This window comes from Paenibacillus chitinolyticus (assembly GCF_045038035.1).
Lineage (GTDB): Bacteria > Bacillota > Bacilli > Paenibacillales > NBRC-103111 > Paenibacillus_F > Paenibacillus_F chitinolyticus_A.
In genome coordinates this window covers 2,182,105-2,194,604 of record NZ_CP173427.1, presented here as the reverse complement: position 1 = coordinate 2,194,604, position 12,500 = coordinate 2,182,105, and the positions used below count along the sequence as shown (strand labels likewise).

Here is a 12,500-nt window from a genome sequence, read left to right as displayed (position 1 = left end):
TTCTCCTTATTTATTAATGATAATGATTCCGATTATAATCACGGCCATACCGACCAGCTTTTGCATCGTAAACGTCTCCTGGAACCAAAGAAACGACATGACGAACACGATCACGTAGCTCAAGCTCATCATCGGATAGGCATAGCTCAGTTCTACCTTGGTGAGAACCTTGACCCACAGCAGAAAGCTCGTTCCGAATAAAATAAGTCCGATCAGGATTTCGGGAGTTTTGACCATCCGGAATATATCCGGAATCAAGGTAGCCGGAGCCAGCGAGAGTTCGCCCAGACGGTTCGCCCCCGCCTTGAGAAGAACTTGCCCGACCGCTCCCATACCGACCGATAATAGAATGACCCAAAGTGCGCTCATACGGTACCCTTCACTTTCTTTTGCGTCCCCTGCACAGGGGGTTTAACTTTCATCAACAGGCGGAAATAGCCCGCAATCGTCCGCTTTACGTTCATTTTGCTGCGGCCGACTTTTAAATGGTATTCCAGCACGAGCGGATACTCCCCCGCTTTAATTCCGATTTTACTGAACCGGGCCATCATTTCGGCCATGCAATCGAAACCGCTGGTCGTGATCAGTCTTTCTTTGTAAAGGCTCATAGCCTGGTTGAGATACCCGATCCGGTATGCGCGAAAGCCGCTCGAATAATCATGCACCCCCTCGATCGGAAAAAAGAGCTTGAAAAACACCATCGCCCCGCGGCTGTAGAGCCTCCGGATAAACGACAAGCCCAGCTCTTGTCCCCCTCTGGCAAAACGGGACGCCACAACCAGATCCAGCTTGTTCTCCTTCAGTTTCGCGACGAGCGCCGGAATCAGGTTCGGATTATGCGTATTGTCCGCGTCCAGCGTCACAAGCACATCGCTCGACTGGTACTCGCTAGTTACAAATCGGACCAGGGTATTCATGGCCTCCCCGAGTCCCCGGTTGCGCTCATGGTCGATAACTTGAAGCCATGCGTAGGTCCGGCATGCTTCCTTCAAGAACCCGGCCGTTCCGTCCGAGCTTCCGTCGTTGACCACGACCACGCGAAAAGCCTCCCCAAACTGCACCGACAATTGTTCCATCTTCGGAAGCAGTTTAGGCAAGGCATCCTGTTCGTTGTAGGCCGGGAGGCCCACAATAATAGTTTCCTTCATAAACGATAACTCCTCAGGCAACAAAAATTAGGTCTTCTCTATGATTACAGGCACATCAGCAACATTTACCCAAATAAGCGCAGATTGAAACAGGCTTTCAGTCATAGACGTAATACGGGAAGGAAGGTTGCACTTTGGGGGACTTCTCACCTAATTATAACCTTAACCTCCGTTTTCCGGTCACCCAATTATTAGAATATCTTTATTGTTTTTACATCTTGTTTTGCTTCGTTCCTCACTTGCGGCAACTAAAAAAGAACCCCATGCGGGGTTCCTTTTTATCGGGATTTTAATATCCGTATGTTCCTAACGATTTTCCGTTCGAGCCGTACTTTGCTTGCTTTACGTACCGCATTTCAAGCCGACCGTTTATTTAAACGCATTAAGCAGCCATTCTGCGGCAAGCTTCCGCGCAGGTGCGGCATACTTTGGCGCACTCTTGGCAGTGTTCATGTTCATGCTCGGCACATTCTTTGGCACAAATTTCGCAAACCGTCGCGCATAGATTGCAAATTTCCACAGTGAACGGGCTTTGACGGGTCATGGCCGATGCCGCATAGGTACAAATGTCCGCGCATTCACGGGTCAGCCTGATGCACGTTGCCATATGGGAAGCGTGGTCTTCCTTCAGACAGGCATCGAAACAATAGTTGCAAGTTTTGATACAATTTATACATTCTTCGATACAGCGTTGAATTTCTTCGTTAACGCCTTCATGGGTCATATCATAGGGCATGGTTATATCCTCCTTTGTCTCTAGCTGTCGCTATACGGATATTAACCTTTTTGGGTGAATTTGACCCAACCCATGCTGCCTGCTTGTCTTAACGGGTTACCCAATACGCGCTTCCGTCGTCGTGGCGCTTCATAAAACCGTATTCGATAAGATACCTGCGGATGGTCACGTAATCGTGCCACGCTTCTTCCAGAATCTCGTTCACTTCTTTTTCCGTGTACTTCCGGTCCGCTTCAAATCTTGTTGCCAGCTGCCGCAGGATTGCGATCTTACGCTTCTCTTTTTTCGGAAATTTGTTGAGCGGCCCGTCTATCCCTTCCGAAAAGTACAGCTTCAAAAACTGTTCGTTCTCCTGCTCCGTGATCGCGAATCTTTCATCAAGCACCGTAGCGCTTTTCGGAACGGCAATAAAGGAGGGCGCTTTACCGGCATCCGGCCGCTGGTCCAGGAGCCCCATAAGCGCCAAATACACTTTAGCCTGCTTCTCCCGCTCCCTCATCGTAAATCGATGATTACGGATGGTTGAGGTGCTTCCACCGCCAAGCTCTCCCACAATCTCTTTGTCGGACAAGCCGTCGTAAAAAAAACCGAGCAGCTGCTTCTGCAGATCCGTCAACCCCGTCAGTTTCTTATTCAAGTTGAGCAGGTAATGGAACATGGACCCATGCTCGGCGGCGATATGGCGGGACGCAAACTTTTCGGCTTCGTAAAACGTCTCGTCTTCGCGGTAAACGATCCCTTTAGTAAACGATTTCCCGCAAACCAGACACACATAAGCTTCTTCCTGATCCGAGAAAATATATCCCCGTTTGATTTCATCCGTCGACGCATTCCAAAAAAGTTCCGAAACATCTTTCAAATCAAACACCTTCAATCTTCGTCTGTATTTATATAAACAATTTATAGTATTGTTTACTTTTTGTCAACTGACTTTCAAAGGAATGCACGGCAAAAAAGCCGCTCCCGCAACCGGAAACGGCCTTTCTGTAACAAGGACGCCTTATTCGCTGCAACTGGAAGGCGGTTGTGCCGAACCGGACTCCACCGTGATTTTGTCCGCAATAGTATCCCGGATCACGCCCATAACGAGTTGAAGCAGGTAGTTAATATCCGCCTGGGATTGCTGAAATTCACTGACGATCGGAATATTGTCCAGCTCATCCTGCAGGTCCTCGATTTCCTTCTCGATCTTTTTGACCATAATTTCGTTGTCGAATTTCTCAAAAGCGACAATTTCTTTCTGCTTTTTCTTCATGGCTTGAATCAGAGACTGAATGTGCTCGTTCTGGTTGATCTGTTTTTCGGCCTGTTGAAAAAACTGCACCTCGGAAGATGTGGTAAGAAGCTCTGCCAGCTCTTTCGTTTTCGTCAAAATATCTTCTCTTACGATCATTTCGGTATTCGTGTAATGCTCCATCCTGCACACTCCGCTTCTTCATTATGGCGTTCTTAGCTTAACATTTGCAGAGGCTCCGCGACCAGCTCGCCTTTTACCAGCCAGGTTTGCGGTTCCGTCACGCGTACATGGGCGAAAGATCCGATGAGATTCTTGGATCCTCTAAAAAGAACAAGTTTATTCGTCCGGGTCCGTCCGGAGAGGACCTCCGAATTCTTCTTGCTCTCTCCCTCAACAAGAACTTCGACCACTTCACCGCGAAGCTTCTCGTTACTTTCCTTACTGAAAGCTCCGAGCACCTCATTGAGCCGGTACAGACGTTCTTTCTTCACGTCCTCGGGAACGTTGTCTTCCATTGCGGCAGCCGGCGTTCCTTCACGAGGAGAATAAATGAAAGAATAGGCGAAATCGAACCGGACTTCCTTCACGAGAGACAACGTCTCTTCAAACTGCTCATCCGTTTCTCCCGGGAAACCGACGATAATATCCGTGCTGAGCACCACATCGGGTATAGCCGTCTTGATTTTGCGCACAAGATCCAGATACAGCTCCCGGCTGTATTTGCGGCTCATTCTTTTCAACACTTCTGTGCTTCCCGATTGGACCGGCAGATGGATATGCTCCATCAAATTGCCTTTGTGCGCGAGCACCTCGACCAGATGATCGTCAAAGTCACGCGGGTGCGAAGTGGTAAACCGGATTCTCGGCACATCAATTTTACGCATATCCGCCATCAGATCACCGAAGGAATACGAGATATCCTCGAAATCCTTGCCGTAAGCATTGACGTTCTGTCCGAGCAGCGTAATTTCCTTAAACCCTTGACGGGCCAGATCTCGCACCTCCGCCAATACGTCTTCCGGACGGCGGCTCCGTTCCTTGCCGCGGGTGTACGGCACGATACAGTACGTGCAGAACTTGTCGCAGCCGTACATAATGTTTACCCAGGCGCGCATGCCTTCCCGCTTCTTGGGCAAGTTCTCGATAATGTCCCCTTCTTTGGACCACACTTCCACGACCATTTCCTTGCTTAAGTAAGCATCCTGCAGAAGGGCCGGTAACCGGTGAATATTGTGGGTGCCGAATATGAGATCGACATGCCCGTGTTTTTGTAAGATCCGCTTAACGACGCCTTCCTCTTGCGACATGCAGCCGCAGACTCCGAGCACCAGATTCGGCTTCTCCAGTTTGAGGTGCTTCAGATGCCCCAATTCGCCGAACACCTTATCCTCCGCGTTCTCCCGGATCGCGCAGGTGTTCAGAAGGATCACATCCGCTTCCTGCTTCTCTTCCGTTGAGGTATAGCCCAGCTCCTCGAGCATGCCTTTCATCGTTTCGGTATCATGTTCGTTCATTTGACAGCCGTACGTGCGGATCATGTACCGCTTGCCTTGGCCAAACTCCTTCATCTCTTCCGGAATGTTGAAATCATACAGCACTTCAATGTTTTCCTTGCCGCGTTTTTTCGCATCCTTATAAGAAGGAGGTTGAAAATAGATCGAAAAATCCTTATCGGATTTAGCGGTTTTCACCGTCATTTCGCCATTCCTCCTGAATATTCCATGCTAGACTCATAAATCTGATTATACCATGCCTGGTCCCCGGACAAAAGAAGAAAGAGCCGGACAGAGGAAATCAGCTCCTCGTACCCGGCTCCCTGCGTGCATGGGACAACTTGTCCCGGCCCGCTTCCTAATCTACAATAATTCCGACATCGCCGGTTTTAAGCCCTGCGGCGTTGCCTTCATCCGTATCGATATGCATATCCAAGGCGAACTGGTCCGACACACGGGCAATAACATCCTCGAAAATTACGGGACGATCCGTCTCCACGCGAACACGCAGGCGCTGCTTGTCCTCGATGCCCCATTTCTTCGCATCCTCCGTATGAAAATGGATGTGGCGGGCCGCAACGATGACGCCCTCTTCCAGCTCCACTTCGCCCTTGGGACCCACAATCTTGATTCCCGGCGTCCCTTCGATATTTCCGGATTCGCGTACCGGGGGATTAACGCCGAGTGCAAAAGCATCCGTGCGCGATATTTCCAGCTGGGAAATATTCCGAGCCGGCCCAAGAATGCGGACCTTGTCAAACCGGCCTTTGGGACCGACGACCGCTACGGTTTCGCCCGCGGCGAATTGTCCCGGCTGGGACAGGTCCTTCAGAACACTCAGCTCATAGCCCTCGCCGAACAGGCGGGTAATGTGCTCCGGCTTCAAATGAATGTGACGGGCGGAAATCCCGATAGGTATCTGTTTCATTGTGTCTTCATCCCTTCCTGTGTCCATTCTCTGTCTCTATAGCAGGCTCTCCCCCTCAGTTTAACCTCTACGCGGAGAAAAAAAAAGCGCGCAGAGTACTCTGCGCGCCTTTCTGTCGGGCTTATTTGAATTCTGCAACCAATTTGTCAAAATCGGCTTGGCTCAGCTTCATATCCTGCTTGGCAAGACCTTCTGCTTTGAAGCCTGTAACGAGGTTCTCGTAGCTCGGCTTCGTTTTGTTCTGATAAATAATACCGGTCAGCATGCCGTCGGTTTCCATCAGCTTCGTCATAGCCTGGATCCGGTTGCTCGGATCGTAATCCGGGATCGTCTCCAGATCCACGATATTCTCTTTGAACCAGTCGTACGTGTTCACTTTGTTGAACGTGACGCACGGGCTGAATACGTTAATCAGCGAGAAGCCCTGGTGCTTAATGCCTTCTTCGATGATGTGTGTCAGCTGCTTCAAGTTGCTGGAGAAAGACTGCGCCACGAAAGTCGCGCCGGCAGCAAGCGCCATCTCAAGAGGCGCCAGAGGCGTTTCGATGGAACCGCTTGGCGTACTCTTCGTTTTGAAGCCTTCGCCGCTACGGGGAGACGTTTGGCCTTTAGTCAGGCCGTAAATCTGGTTATCCATGACGATATAGGTCATGTCGATGTTACGGCGGATCGCATGGACCGTATGAGCCATACCGATCGCGAATCCGTCGCCGTCGCCCCCGGAAGCCAGAACGGTCAGCTCGCGGTTCGCCATTTTAAGCCCTTGGGCAATCGGCAGGGAACGGCCGTGAATTCCGTGGAAGCCGTAGCAGTTCACATAGCCGGAGATACGGCCGGAACAGCCGATACCGGATACGATCGCAAGCTGCTCCGGTTCCAGCCCCACGTTCGCGGCAGCGCGCTGAATGGAGGCCTGAACGGAGAAATCTCCGCAGCCCGGGCACCAGTTAGGCTTTACATTGTTGCGGAAATCTTTTAACGTTGCCATGCTACAGTCAGCTCCTTGCATTCTTGATAAATTTCGGACGGCAGGAATGGGGTTCCGTCGTATTTCAGCATGTTTTTGATTTTATCGGCACTGCCTGCATTCAGCTTGATCAGATTCGCCAGCTGCGCAGTCGCGTTATTTTCGACGACAATTACATTTCTTGCTTTCTCCAGATGAGGCTTCAGCTCTTCGGCAGGGAAAGGATGCAGAAGACGAACGTGAACGTGGTTCGTTGCAAGACCGTCCTTCTCCAGTCTTCCTCTTGCCTCCTCAATCGTGCCGCCCGTCGAGCTCATGCCGATGATCAGAACATCCGGCTCTTCGTGAGGCGCATTGACGAGAATCGGATTGGTTACTTCCACGTGCTTGAGCTTCTCCAGGCGCTTATCCATCATTTTCTTCCGGTTTACCGGGCTCTCGGACGGGCGGCCTTCCTGGTCATGCTCAACGCCCGTCACGTGGTGCAGACCGAACTTCACGCCCGGCAGCACGCGCGGCGATACGCCGTTCTCCGTAAGCTCGTAACGCTTGAAAAGCTGTTTGCTGTCTTCGACTTCCTCCGGCTGTGCGACGAGGCTGCCGCGTTCAATAACGATTTTATTATAATCCAGCACTTCCGAAGACTGCTTGCCCAGCGAAAGCTGGAGATCTGTCAGCAGAATGACCGGAAGCTGTAGTTTTTCCGCGATGTTAAACGCTTCGATCGTATCGTAGAAGCATTCTTCGATCGTGCTCGGCGCGAGCACGACTTTGGGGATCTCGCCGTGCGTGCCGTAAATCATGGCGTTCACGTCACTTTGTTCCTGTTTGGTCGGAAGTCCCGTACTCGGGCCGCCGCGCTGTGTATCCACGATCACGACCGGCGTTTCCGTCATGCCGGCCAGACCGATCGCTTCCATCATCAGGGACAGGCCGGGACCCGCCGAGGCCGTCATGGCGCGTACGCCGCCGTAGCTGGCGCCGATTGCCATCGTACAAGCCGATATCTCGTCCTCTGTCTGGATAACGGCTCCGCCGAATTTGGGAAGCACCTTCGTCAAGTATTCCATAATTTCCGAAGCGGGTGTGATCGGATAAGCCGGCATGAAGCGGCAGCCGGCCGCTACAGCACCGAGAGCGATGGCGTCGTTGCCGATCATGAACAGCTTCTGCTCGCCGTCCGCAGGCTCCAGCTGCAGTTCCGCGATCGGACCGCCTGCCAGCTCCAGCACGGATTCCGCACCTTTGCGCACCGCTTCGACATTCTTCTCGACTACGGCTGCGCCTTTGCGTCCGAATTCCTCTTCGACCGCTTTGTTGAATACGTCTAAAGGCAGCCCCAGCAGCGCCCAAGAAGCGCCGGAAGCCGCCATATTTTTAAACAGGGAAGTTCCAAGCTCTTCCGCAATCGCCGTAATCGGCACCGGGAACAGACGCGCGTTAACGCCTTCCGGCAGGGTGGGATTAAACTTCGCGTCCGCGACGATCACGCCGTGGACTCCCAACTCATGAGAGTTCAAATCAATCGTCTCCTGGTCGAAAGCAACCAGAATATCCAAATCATCCGAAATCGAGCGAATCGGTTTCGTACTGATACGGATTTTGTTGTTCGTATGTCCTCCCTTGATGCGCGAAGAGAAGTGACGATAGCCGTACAAATAGTATCCGAGACGGTTAAGCGCCGTCGAGAAAATACGGTCCGTACTTTCTACACCCTCCCCTTGTTGTCCCCCGATCTTCCACGATAACTGACTAATCACCTTGCGTCCACTCCTTTTGATGGTGAGCTGCTCCGCCTCTTGCAAACCATTTTGCAAAACGAGCCCTGCTTAGAACGATGCTTGTATGATAGATTGTAGGATATAAAAAAATTTTTTCAAGCTATCCAAATTCTATTCCTAGACCCCGCAAATTGCAAGGGTTTTCCGTAAAAGGGACAGATAGCTTTTTTAGATCATACCCATATCAAAAAGAGATCGCTCGCTAGGACACGGGCAGACTTCGTTCCAAGAAGGCGTACCCGTTCTGCCAGAGAAATTTCTGGGCTTGGACGGGCGTATAGTGCTTGTACAGTTCATTGGCCAGGTTCGCGTACATGCCGGCGTTCTCCAGTCCCCGGATATATTTGTCTATCCCGTCGAAATCAGATCCGAAGCCGATACAGTCTTCACCGCCCAGCGAGCAGATATGATCGATATGCCGGAAAAGATCGGTAATAAAAACCGAACCCGCCTTCTTCACAAACCAGGGAACGAAGGTGATGCCGATCATTCCTTTCCGTCCGATAAGGCAGCGGATTTGTCCGTCGGTTAAATTCCGCGGATGGTAGCATGCCGATTTGGCATTGGAATGGGAAGCGAACAGATGCAGGCCGGGTACGTCGGCCGCTTCCCAAAAAGCTTTTTCCGACAGGTGAGAAGCATCGAGCAGCAGCCCGAGCTGATTACTTTCTTTTATCAGCTGCTGTCCCCGCAGGGTAAAACCTCCGTTTCGGGTCTCCATGGCCCCGTCTACCGCCCAATTGGCGAAATTCCAGGCGGGTCCTATGCTTCTAAGCCCCAGCCGGTAAAGAATACGCAGTTGAGCGAGGCTGCCCCTCAGCCCTTCCGCTCCTTCCAAAGTCAGCAGTACACCCCGTTTTCCCGTCGTCAGCACGTGCTGAAGATCCGAGCGGCTCTGGATCAGGACGATATCCGGATTGCAAAGCACTCTTCTATACAAAATGTCCACATACTCCAGAATGTGTCCCACATCCGGATTTTTGATTTCTTCCGGCAGGTAGACCGCCATAAACTGGATTTTGACTCCCCCCTGCTTCATAAGCGGATAGCTTACGTCCAAAACAGGCTCGGCCGCGTTAAAATCAAGCAGCGGATTCCGGTACATCTTCATCAAAGCATCGCAGTGAGCATCGATAATCATGGTTACCTCCAGGCTCTTTAATGGACCTTGCCTTTCTTGCACGATGCGAAAAAAACCTGTCTACAGAGTATGTAAACAGGTCCGTTCATGTATGTACAACCCGAGGAGCGCTCGTGTATCATCTCGGTTCTACGATGAGTTTGATCGCCGTGCGGTCTTCCCCGTCAATGACGATGTCTGTAAAGGCGGGTACACAAATTAAATCGACTCCACTGGGCGCCACAAATCCTCTTGCGATCGCTACCGCTTTGATTGCCTGATTCAGAGCACCCGCGCCAATGGCTTGAAGCTCTGCCGCCCCGCGCTCCCGTAACACGCCTGCAAGCGCCCCTGCTACGGAGTTTGGATTGGATTTTGCTGAAACTTTTAATACTTCCATGGAAAAGTACCTCCTTGGGTTGATGGATAAAGGATTAAGGATAAAGGTTTCCTCTTTCCATCCTATTCGGACAGGTGATCAAACATTCCTGAACCTGCATAACCGGGAGGTACAAGTTAAATCTGCAGCAGATAGCCGGTTGCTGAGCCCATTTACTCGAAAAGAAGATCTTCCTCATTAATCCGAATGAGTTCGATCTTGCTCGCTTTGCCTGTCGTATCGTCGAGATCGATGACGGTCGCATGGAAATGCCACTGCCCTTCGTCTACGATGAATCTTACCGGCAGCTGCGTCGTAAACTTACGCAGAACGGCTGTGCGCTCCATTCCGAGTACGCCGTCCCGGGGACCTACCATCCCTACGTCCGTCACATAAGCCGTTCCCTGCGGCAGTACGCGGTTATCGTTCGTCTGGACATGCGTATGCGTGCCTACGACCGCCGAAACGCGACCGTCGAGATGCCAGCCCATGGCAATTTTCTCCGACGTTGTCTCCGCATGAAAATCGACGAAGATATGCTTGTACTTTCCTTTCGCCGCCTCGAGAATCTCGTCTACCTTACGGAACGGGCAGTCGATCGGAGGCAGAAAAGTCCGCCCCTGCAGATTGATAAGCAGGATTTCCTGATTGCGCACCTTCAAAACGGTATACCCCCGCCCCGGCGCTCCTTCGGGAAAATTCGCGGGACGCACCATCTGAACCTCATCGTCGATGAAATCAAAGATCTCTTTCTGATCCCAAGTATGGTTTCCGAGCGTTATTCCATGAATCCCCAGCTGGTAAAGCTCCTTCGTAATTTGTGAAGTAATTCCTCGGCCTGCGGCCGCATTTTCACCGTTCGCGATAAATACCGCGTTCGCATATTTTAATTTCAGTTTAGGCACCATTGTTTTTACTGCATTCCGGCCGACTGATCCGACGATATCTCCGATAAATACGATCTTAATAACCCATCACTCCTGCCTCTTTCTCTTTTCGGCTAAAAAAAGGAAAAGTGGCTTACGCAGCCACTTTTCACAAGTATACTTCTTTTATTTGGCGTATTCAACCGCGCGGGTTTCACGAATGACCGTAACTTTGATATGACCGGGATAGTCAAGCTCGTTCTCGATCTTCTTCGTAATATCGCGGGCAAGTCTGAATGCTTCCGCATCGTCGATTTTCTCCGGTTGAACCATGACGCGAACCTCGCGTCCGGCCTGGATGGCGTACGATTTCTCCACACCTTCGAACGATTCGGAGATGCCTTCAAGCTTCTCGAGACGCTTGATATAGGTTTCCAGCGTTTCCCGGCGTGCACCCGGTCTAGCCGCAGACAATGCGTCCGCCGCTCCGACGAGCATGGCGATAACCGAGGTCGCTTCCACGTCTCCGTGGTGGGAAGCGATACTGTTCACAACGACAGGATGTTCCTTGTACTTTTTGGCGATTTCAACACCGATTTCAACGTGTGACCCTTCCACTTCGTGGTCAAGCGCTTTACCGATGTCATGCAGAAGCCCGGCACGTTTCGCCAATGTCACGTCTTCGCCGAGTTCTCCAGCCATCAAACCGGAAAGATAAGCAACTTCCATCGAGTGTTTGAGAACGTTCTGTCCGTAACTTGTACGGAATTTGAGACGTCCCAGAATTTTGATCAGATCCGGATGCAGACCGTGTACGCCCACTTCGAACGTAGCTTGTTCCCCATACTCGCGAATCCGCTCGTCCACTTCTTTGCGGGATTTCTCCACCATCTCTTCGATACGAGCCGGATGGATGCGTCCGTCGGCCACGAGCTTCTCAAGCGAGGTCCGCGCGATTTCTCTGCGGATCGGATCGAAGCCGGACAAAATAACGGCTTCCGGAGTATCGTCGATAATAAGATCGATCCCCGTCAAGGTTTCAAGCGCTCGGATATTACGGCCTTCACGACCGATAATCCGGCCTTTCATTTCTTCATTCGGAAGACTCACGACAGATACCGTCGTTTCGGCAACATGGTCGGCAGCGCAGCGCTGAATGGCGAGCGTGATGATTTCACGCGCTTTCTTGTCGCCTTCTTCTTTGGCCTGCTGCTCTATTTCTTTAATAAGTTGTGCGGTTTCATGACGAACTTCCTGTTCAACGCCGGATAGGATGATGGTCTTCGCTTCTTCCATGGTCATGCCGGAAATACGTTCGAGTTCCGAAACCTGTTTGCGGTAGAGCTCATCAATCTGATTCTGCGTTTCTTCAATTCTCTTCTCTTTGTTGGCGACTTGCTCTTCTTTGCGTTCAAGAGATTCTAATTTTTTATCCAGCGACTCCTCTTTTTGCAACAATCGTCTTTCATGTCGTTGAGATTCATTTCGACGTTCACGAATGTCTTTTTCAGCTTCGGCCCGGAGCTTATGAACTTCATCTTTGGCTTCCAATACCGTTTCTTTTTTCAGTGCCTCCGCTTCTTTGCGGGCATTTTCTACAATTTGTGCAGCGGCAGTTTCAGCACTGGAAATTTTCGCTTCTGCAAGAGACTTGCGGATAAAATAACCAATCCCTAAGCAAATAACGCCAACAACGAGAATGATCAGGACCCAGATAATTGGATTCATCATGTTCACCTCCTCGTTGGTTCCTCCAAGGTGTTAGCTTGGGATGATTCGGTTTTTTTAATCCGATATTCGTTTGTTCAAGCCGTATGGACCACATTCCGTGCTAGAAAATGGTTC

13 protein-coding genes are annotated in these 12,500 nt (G+C 51.1%); all 13 read right to left on the bottom strand.

Annotated elements, in window-relative coordinates:
* Positions 1-6: 6 nt before the first annotated feature.
* Complete coding sequence (locus tag ACI48J_RS10100; protein WP_405082634.1) at positions 7-369, bottom strand: SMR family transporter; 363 nt, start codon at positions 367-369, stop codon at positions 7-9.
* Positions 366-1,148, bottom strand: coding sequence for a glycosyltransferase family 2 protein (locus ACI48J_RS10095; RefSeq protein ID WP_326052392.1), 783 nt, complete (start codon positions 1,146-1,148; stop codon positions 366-368). The genes ACI48J_RS10100 and ACI48J_RS10095 overlap by 4 nt, the downstream gene beginning before the upstream one ends.
* A 382-nt stretch (positions 1,149-1,530) precedes the next feature.
* Complete coding sequence (locus tag ACI48J_RS10090) at positions 1,531-1,884, bottom strand: four-helix bundle copper-binding protein (RefSeq protein WP_326052391.1); 354 nt, start codon at positions 1,882-1,884, stop codon at positions 1,531-1,533.
* A gap of 88 nt (positions 1,885-1,972) precedes the next feature.
* Complete coding sequence (locus ACI48J_RS10085; protein WP_405082633.1) at positions 1,973-2,743, bottom strand: DUF2087 domain-containing protein; 771 nt, start codon at positions 2,741-2,743, stop codon at positions 1,973-1,975.
* Positions 2,744-2,884: 141 nt separating this feature from the next.
* Entirely contained in the window at positions 2,885-3,301 is a 417-nt protein-coding gene (locus tag ACI48J_RS10080; protein WP_405082632.1) for a RicAFT regulatory complex protein RicA family protein, read from the bottom strand.
* Between the two features lie 32 nt (positions 3,302-3,333).
* Positions 3,334-4,818, bottom strand: coding sequence for a tRNA (N6-isopentenyl adenosine(37)-C2)-methylthiotransferase MiaB (gene miaB / locus ACI48J_RS10075; RefSeq protein WP_009674948.1), 1,485 nt, complete (start codon positions 4,816-4,818; stop codon positions 3,334-3,336).
* Between the two features lie 154 nt (positions 4,819-4,972).
* Positions 4,973-5,542 carry a phosphate propanoyltransferase gene (pduL, locus tag ACI48J_RS10070; RefSeq protein ID WP_326052386.1) on the bottom strand — a complete coding sequence of 190 codons (570 nt, stop codon included), beginning with the start codon at positions 5,540-5,542 and terminating at the stop codon, positions 4,973-4,975.
* Between the two features lie 121 nt (positions 5,543-5,663).
* Positions 5,664-6,530, bottom strand: a complete 867-nt coding sequence (locus ACI48J_RS10065; protein WP_042233129.1) for a 2-oxoacid:ferredoxin oxidoreductase subunit beta — start codon at positions 6,528-6,530, stop codon at positions 5,664-5,666.
* On the bottom strand, positions 6,518-8,269 hold the full coding sequence (locus ACI48J_RS10060; protein ID WP_405082631.1) for a 2-oxoacid:acceptor oxidoreductase subunit alpha: 1,752 nt from the start codon (positions 8,267-8,269) through the stop codon (positions 6,518-6,520). The genes ACI48J_RS10065 and ACI48J_RS10060 overlap by 13 nt, the downstream gene beginning before the upstream one ends.
* Positions 8,270-8,492: 223 nt before the next feature.
* Positions 8,493-9,431: a dipeptidase gene (locus tag ACI48J_RS10055; protein ID WP_405082630.1), complete on the bottom strand. Its 939-nt coding sequence runs from the start codon at positions 9,429-9,431 to the stop codon at positions 8,493-8,495.
* 118 nt (positions 9,432-9,549) lie between these two features.
* Positions 9,550-9,810, bottom strand: a complete 261-nt coding sequence (locus ACI48J_RS10050) for a stage V sporulation protein S (protein WP_005550495.1) — start codon at positions 9,808-9,810, stop codon at positions 9,550-9,552.
* A gap of 152 nt (positions 9,811-9,962) precedes the next feature.
* A complete protein-coding gene (locus ACI48J_RS10045) occupies positions 9,963-10,757 on the bottom strand; it encodes a TIGR00282 family metallophosphoesterase (protein ID WP_405083201.1) in 795 nt (264 codons plus the stop codon).
* 84 nt (positions 10,758-10,841) lie between these two features.
* Positions 10,842-12,386: a ribonuclease Y gene (gene rny / locus ACI48J_RS10040; RefSeq protein ID WP_009674960.1), complete on the bottom strand. Its 1,545-nt coding sequence runs from the start codon at positions 12,384-12,386 to the stop codon at positions 10,842-10,844.
* Between the last annotated feature and the right edge of the window lie 114 nt (positions 12,387-12,500).